5 protein-coding genes are annotated in these 7,035 nt (G+C 68.6%); 3 read left to right on the forward strand and 2 right to left on the reverse strand.

The features are described from left to right. On the forward strand, nt 1-902 hold a 902-nt coding region (locus FJ251_12170; GenBank protein ID MBM4118466.1), incomplete at its 5' end, for a hypothetical protein. A gap of 26 nt (nt 903-928) precedes the next feature. Here the strand turns inward: FJ251_12170 and FJ251_12175 are convergent. Both FJ251_12175 and ade read right to left on the reverse strand, forming a co-directional pair. Further along, nucleotides 929-1,810, reverse strand: a complete 882-nt coding sequence (locus tag FJ251_12175) for a hypothetical protein (protein ID MBM4118467.1) — start codon at nt 1,808-1,810, stop codon at nt 929-931. A gap of 192 nt (nt 1,811-2,002) precedes the next feature. Next, a complete protein-coding gene (gene ade / locus FJ251_12180; GenBank protein MBM4118468.1) occupies nt 2,003-3,724 on the reverse strand; it encodes an adenine deaminase in 1,722 nt (573 codons plus the stop codon). Here ade and FJ251_12185 point away from each other — a divergent pair. Together FJ251_12185 and FJ251_12190 are read left to right on the forward strand one after the other, a co-directional pair. Further along, a complete protein-coding gene (locus FJ251_12185) occupies nt 3,702-5,234 on the forward strand; it encodes an aminotransferase class V-fold PLP-dependent enzyme (GenBank protein MBM4118469.1) in 1,533 nt (510 codons plus the stop codon). The genes ade and FJ251_12185 overlap by 23 nt on opposite strands. 249 nt (nt 5,235-5,483) lie before the next feature. After that, nucleotides 5,484-7,035 (forward strand): hypothetical protein (locus FJ251_12190; protein ID MBM4118470.1); only part of this gene is annotated, 1,552 nt, incomplete at its 3' end.

A 7,035-nucleotide genomic window follows, 5' to 3' on the forward strand; every position in this document is an offset into this window, starting at 1 on the left:
GCCTCGCCCGGATCGAGATCCTCGGCCTTTACGCCACGCAGCCGCGCCTCGAGGGCGACCTGCGCGACCCCGCCGTGCTGATCCCGCACCTGGACCGCCTCGCCCGCGCCTCGCGCACGGCCTTCGCCGACCGCGACACCTGGGTCGGCGACCCCGACTGGAACCTCGCCCTGCCGATGGACAGCCTGGCCAGTGCCGAGTGGATCGCCGCGCGCGCGCCGGCGACCTTCGATCCCGCGGCCGATCTCACGGTGCCCGCGGCGCCCGGCGAGCTGGTCGGCCACACGACGCACTTCTCGATCGTGGGCGCCGACGGCAGCCTGCTCGCCTGCACCAGCACCATCGAGACCACCTTCGGTTCGGCCGAGGTCGTGCCCGGCTGGGGCTTTTTCCTCAACAACGAGCTGACGGACTTCAACTGGATGCCCGCGCCGGGCGAGAGGCCTGCGCCGAACGACGTCCAGCAGGGCCGCATGATGCGCGAGACCAGCCTCAAGCAGCCCGCCGGGCAGGGCGGCAAGCGCCCGCGCTCGAGCATGTGTCCCGTGATCGTCTACGACGCGAAGGGCCGGCCGGCGCTGGCGCTCGGCTCGCCCGGCGGGGCGCGGATCATCGGCACCGTGGCGGGCGTGCTGCTCGGCGTGCTCGAGTTCGGCTTGCCGCTGCAGGAGGCGATCGACCTGCCGCGCCTGCACTGCCGCAACCGACCGCTGGAGATCGAGACCTTTGGTTGGGACTGGCAGGCCGTGGCCGACTCGCTGGCCGCGCGCGGCTGGCCGATCGCGCCGCTCGCGGAGTGGCCGCTGCTGCAGGGCGACGCCCACGGCGTGCGCATCCTGCCGGATGGGCGTCGCGAGGGGGCTGCGGATCCGCGGCACGATGGGGGCGCGGCGGGGTGGTAGGCCCGCTTGCCTAGGTTGTGCGTGCTCTAGTCTGCATCGACACCACTTTCAAAGCGGGCCAATTCATAAGCCATCTCGCGAAGCGCCTGAAGGTCTTCAGTATGCGGGAAGGGAAAGGCCTCAACCGGCCTCCCGTACCGCATCGGGTACTTCATCGCCTCACATGTGCGCCTTGGCCAACGCGCAATCCGTGACTCAGCGAAGTCCTTCATTGGATGGAGGTATTGCTCCGACGCGAAATCGCTCCACCGCCCCCTAAGCAACCTATCTTCTTCTATGTCGATAATGTCCACATGCTGGAAGGATCGACTGCGGATCGAGGCCCATGCGCGGTGCAGCAGCGCTCTGGCCTTCTGATCGCTCTGCGGAGCGCTGTAGCCGAAGATCGTCAGGTGGAAGGCGGATGCGAAGAGCTTCTGGGCATGCTCCCAAGAGGCTCGGGTGTATGAGTCGGAATACTCCTTCTCCTTCATCGGGTACACGAGAGGAACCTTCGCATAGATCTCTCCACAGTTCGGACAGACCGTGCCATTCGCTCCCCATGTGCACCCCGTCCTGCAAGTGCCAATTCTAACATTCCCGTGCAGGAAGTAGATCCCTGGCAATGGAATTGACCCTCGATTCCTTCGATGGGCGTCAAAAAGGAAAGGGTCCCAGTTGAAGGTAAGAACTGCGTCCCATGATCGCAGTGAGAGCAGAAGCCTGTCGTACATCGTAGCCTGCGCTGGCAGCTCGAGTGCGGTGAAGTAGCCTTGCACACGATGCTCGACTTCTTCGGCCAGCGTGAGGAGCCGGGGATTCGACTTGATGTGCTCGTAGATCTCTTCGAACCCAGCAACGGATCCTGCAGCCATGCCCGCAGCCGAGAGGAGTTCATCCAGGCCTATGCAGTGCGTCACCTCGTTCATTACGGGAACACACCGGCCGTAAGCATCGCCTTTGGGGAAGGCGGCCTTGCTTGCTCCCGCTCCCAACAGAACCACGTGCGGTGAGAGCCGCTCGGGGCTGCGGATCAGTTGTTCAGCCCGCACTACACCCAATCTCGGTGCCTCCGATCCCCTCGTTGGTCTGTCCCAGAACTGAGCACGGTTCTTGCCCGCCTAATGGCTCTCCGGAGTCAACTCGCACACTGCAAAGACCTCCACATCCACCAGCCCTTTGTCCGTGAGCTTGAGCTTGGGGATCACCGGCAGGGCCATGAAGCTCAGCGTCATGAAGGGCTCCGGGAGCGCGCAGCCCAGCGCCCGCGCCGCGGCGGCCAGGCGCTCGAGCCCCGCGGCGGTCTCGGCGATCGGCGCGTCGCTCATGAGACCGCCTACCGGCAGCGGCAGCGCGGCCAGCACGCCCGACTCGTCGGCGACCAGCTTGCCGCCGCCCAGCTCGCGCATGGCGGCCAGGGCCACCTCCATCGCGCGGTCGCTGGCGCCGAGGATGATCAGGTTGTGCGAGTCGTGGGCGACGGTGCTCGCCAGCGCGCCGCGCGCGAGGCCGAAGCCGCGGATGAAGCCGAGCCCCACGTTGCCGGTGCCGCGGTGGCGCTCCACGACCGCCAGCTTGAGCAGGTCGCGCGCGCGGTCCGCCACCAGGAAGCCGCCCTCGCGGCGCGGCGTCTCGATCGCCTCCTCCGTGAGGAGCTGATCGCCCGCGGCGACGATCACGCGCACGCGCGCCGCGCCGCGGTCGGGGATCGCGAAGGGCGTCGCCGAGAGGGCGCCGAGATTCAGGCCCGCGCTCGCCGGCGGCGGACTGGCCGCGGGCTCCTCGAGCAACGCGCCGCCCTCGGCCACCAGGCGTCCCGCGCGGTAGACCTGCCGCACCTTGAAGCTCACGAGGTCCTCGAGCACCACCAGGTCGGCGCGCCGGCCGGGCGCGATCGCGCCGCGATCCGCGAGGCCGAAGTGCTCGGCCGCATTCAGGGTCGCCATCTGGAGGGCGAGCAGGGGATCGAGTCCCTCCTCCACGCAGCGGCGCAGCAGGTGGTCCACATGGCCTTCGTGCAAGAGATCCGCCGGCGTGCGGTCGTCGCTGCACAGCAGCCAGCGCCGCGCGTTTGCCGGCGTCACGCCGCGCACCAGCGCCGCGAGATTGCGCGCGCTCGAGCCCTCGCGGATCATCACGCGCAGGCCGAGCGCGAGCTTGGCCTCGGCCTCGGCCAGCGTCGTGCACTCGTGGTCGGTCTGAATGCCGGCGGCGGCATAGGCCGCGAGTTCACGGCCGGCGAGCCCGGGCGCATGGCCGTCGATCGGCCGCGCGCCCGCGGCGACGAGCTTGGCGAGCACGGCCGGATCGCGGTGGATGACGCCGGGGAAGTTCATCATCTCGGCCAGGCCAAGCACGCCGGGCTCGGCGAGCAGCGCGGCAATGTCCTCGGGGCTGAGCGCCGCGCCCGCCGTCTCGAGATGCGTGGCCGGCACGCAGCTCGGCGCCATGATCGCGATCGAGAGCGGCAGCGCGCGCGCGGCCTCCAGCATCCAGCGCACGCCGGCTGCGCCTTGCACGTTGGCGATCTCGTGCGGATCGGCCACCACCGTGCCCGTGCCGCGCGGCACCACGGCGCGCGCGAACTCGCGCGGCGTCGCCATGCTGCTCTCGATGTGGATGTGCGCATCGATGAAGGCCGGCGCGAGGAAGGCGCCGTTGAGCTCGACCGTGGCGTGCGCCGCGTAACCCGTTCCCAGCGCAGCCACTTCCCCGCCGGCCAGGGCAACCTCGCACTCCATTATAGTGCCGGTGTGCACGCTCACCACGCGGCCGCCGCGCAGCAGCAGGTCGGCGGGCTCGTCCCCCCCTGCAATTTTTATGCGCCGAGCGAGTTGCTCCATGCTTTCCCCTTCCAATCCCGGATTTCCCTGGCTAGAATCCGGCCGTTGCCCGCCCAGGCTACTCCTCCCCAGCGCCGAGGTCAAAGGCCTGCCCATGAATTCCACCCGCCAGCAGCTCGAACTCGAGGCGCGCATTCCCGAGATCATCGGCGCCACGCACCCCGTGCCCCTGCTCGACGGCCGCCTGGTCGACGGCATCTACTTCGACAACGCCGCCTCCACCAAGCCCTTCGCCGAGGTGAGCGCCTTCCTCAAGTCGATCGAGCCCTACTACTCCAACATCCACCGCGGGACGGGCTTCGACTCCATCTACTGCACGCACCTCTACGAGGAGGCGCGGGCGATCATCCTCGACTTCGTGGGCGGCGCGCCGGGCAAGCAGATCGTGATCCCCGTGCGCAACACGACCGAGGGCCTCAACCTGCTCGCAATGACGATGGACCTGGACCGCGAGCGCGACGTGGTGATCACGAGCATCCTCGAGCACCACAGCAACGACCTGCCCTGGCGCGGCAAGGCGAAGGTCGAGTACCTGCCCGCCGACGGCGAGGGTCAGCTCGACCTCGACTACCTCGAGAGCCGCCTGAAGGCCCACGCGGGCGCGGTGAAGCTGGTCTCGGTGACCGGGGCGAGCAACGTCGTCGGCACGGTGACGCCCATCCACGCCATCGCCGCGCTCGCCCACGCCTACGGCGCCAAGGTTTGCGTCGACGCCGCGCAGCTCCTGCCCCACCGCGCCGTCGACATGCGGCCCGAGGGCGACCCGGGGCACCTCGACTTCCTCGTCTTCAGCGCGCACAAGCTGAACTCGCCCTACGGCGAGGGCGCGGTGATCGGCGACTACAGCCACTTCCAAGCCGCGGCGCCCTATCTCCAGGGCGGCGGCACGGTCTACTCGGTGAGCCTCGACCACGTGATCTGGGCCGATCCCCCGGACAAGCAGGAGGCGGGCACGCCGAACATCTTCGGCATGCTGGCGATGGCCAAGGCCCTGCAGATCATGCAGCGCTTCGGCATGGACAATCTCGTCGCGCACGAGCAGGCGCTGACGCGGCGCATGCTCGCGGGCATCCGCGAGATCCCGCGCGTGGCCGTCTACGGCAAGACCGATCCCGAGGATCTCGAGGACCGCCTGGGCGTCGTCAGCTTCACGGTGGCCGGCATCCACCACGCGGAGGTGGCCGCCATCCTCAGCTACGAGGGCGGCATCTGCGTGCGCAACGGCTGCTTCTGCGCCCACCCCTTGATCAAGCACCTGCTGAGCGTGACTCCCGAGCAGGAGGCGACCTTCGAGGCCGCCATTCGCGCCGGGGACCGCAGCGACGTGCCCGGCGCTGTGCGCGCGAGCATCGGCCTGCACAACCGGCTCTGGGAGGTCGAGCATCTGCTCGCCATGCTGCGGCTCATCGCCGAGGAGCGCTGGCAGGGCGACTACGTCCTCGACAGCGCCACCGGCGAATTCCACCCCCGCGGCTTCCGATTCGACTTCGGGAACCTGCCGGGTTTCTAGGCGCCTCCGGCCTTGGCACGACCGCCGGATCGTGCAGCCCAGCCTCGGCGCAATTCCAGCTCGAAGTGGATTCAATGCCGGAATTAGATGCTTGCCTGTAACAGCGTGGTTACAGGTATGGATTCTCTTGCCGTAGGTGCATTGTAGCAGGATTCGCGAACCGCTATACTCGTCCTCGCTCGTTCTTGCGCGCGGAGGAGAGTTCCCCCGTGCGCGACGGACTCGGGTTTCGATGACCGGGGGGTCGACATGTCCAGCACCAAGCGGTGCCTTCGCGTCCTGCTGCCGCTTCTGCTCCTCCTCGCCGGCAGCGTCCAGGCCGCAACCTGGAATGTGCCCGGCGACTTCGCTACGATCCAGGCCGCCATCAACGGCGCGGCCGCCGGGGATCTCATCATCGTGGCGGCGGGGCACTACGAAGAGCAGCTCCACGTCACCACGAACAACCTGTCGATCGTCGGCGCGGGGATCGGGCAGACCTTCATCGACTCGCCGGCCAGCCTCGCCCTCTCCTACACGACGAGCGAGCCGAACTACCCGATCGTCTTCGTCGACGGCTGTGGCGGATTCCAGCTGAGCAACTGCACCGTCGACGGTCTCGGTCGCGGCAACGCCAACTATCGCTTCCAGGGCGTCGGGTTCTACAATGCCGGCGGCGCCCTGACCGATGTGGACGTGAACGGCGTCATGGACACGCCCTTCAGCGGCGCGCAGCACGGCGTCGGCGTCTACGCCTACGCCGACGACCTCCTGCCCCATGCGGTGAGCCTGACCCGCGTCACGGTGAACGGCTTCCAGAAGACGGGCATCGTGCTCGCGGGCGATCCGCTCACGGCCACCCTCGACACGGTCGCCGTCTACGGCCAGGGTCCGACGAGCGTGACCGCGCAGAACGGCATCCAGGCCGGCTACGGCGCGGTCGTCACGGCGACGAACTGCACGGTCGCCGATCTGCACTACACGCCGGCCAACTGGGCGGCCTCGGGCTTCCTAGGCTACCAGGCGGACAGCTTCGCGCTCACGGGCTGCACGGCCGACGCCTGCATGGTCAGCCTCTACATGCAGGACTCCAGTGGCAGCTTCAACGGCGGCAGCGTCGTCGACCCGACCTACGACGGCCTCTACGTCTACGAGACCGGCACGCTGCCGGCGCCGGGCAGTGGCAAGCTCCCCCTGCCGGCGCAGATCCTGACCGAGAACCTGAGCTACCAGCGCCGCGGCACGGTCAGCTTCTCCGTCAACGGCAGCAGCCTCGTCGGCGTGGATGGCCCCGACACCTGGGGCGTCGCCGCCTTCGGCTACGGCACGGTCAGCCTGACGGTGAGCAACAGCCTGGTTTCGCACTGGGACTACGGCCTGGTCGCCTACGACTACGGCGGCGCGAGCATCACCACGACGGTCAACAACAACCGGCTCCTGGACAACCTCAGCTTCGGCATGTACGCCAACACGCCGGCGGCGCAGAACGCGGAGCGCAACTGGTGGGGCGACACGGACCCGAGTGACCAGGTGGGCGATCCCAGCAAGGTCGACTTCAGCCCCTGGTGGAACGCGGGGCCCGGCACGAGCCCGATGCCCCTGGGCACGAACGACTCGATCCAGGCGGCGATCGACCTGGCGACTCCCGGCGCCACGATCAGCGTCGCCGCCGGCAGCTACGAGGAGCAGCTCGAGATCGCCAAGGCGATCTCCCTCGAGGGCGCCGGCGAGGGACTGACGACGATCGTCTCCCCCACCGCGCTGCCGCTCCATTTCACGACCAGCGCCGACAACTACCCGGTGATCTATGTCCACGACACCG

The organism is bacterium (assembly GCA_016873475.1).
In the GTDB taxonomy this organism is placed as follows: domain Bacteria; phylum Krumholzibacteriota; class Krumholzibacteriia; order JACNKJ01; family JACNKJ01; genus VGXI01.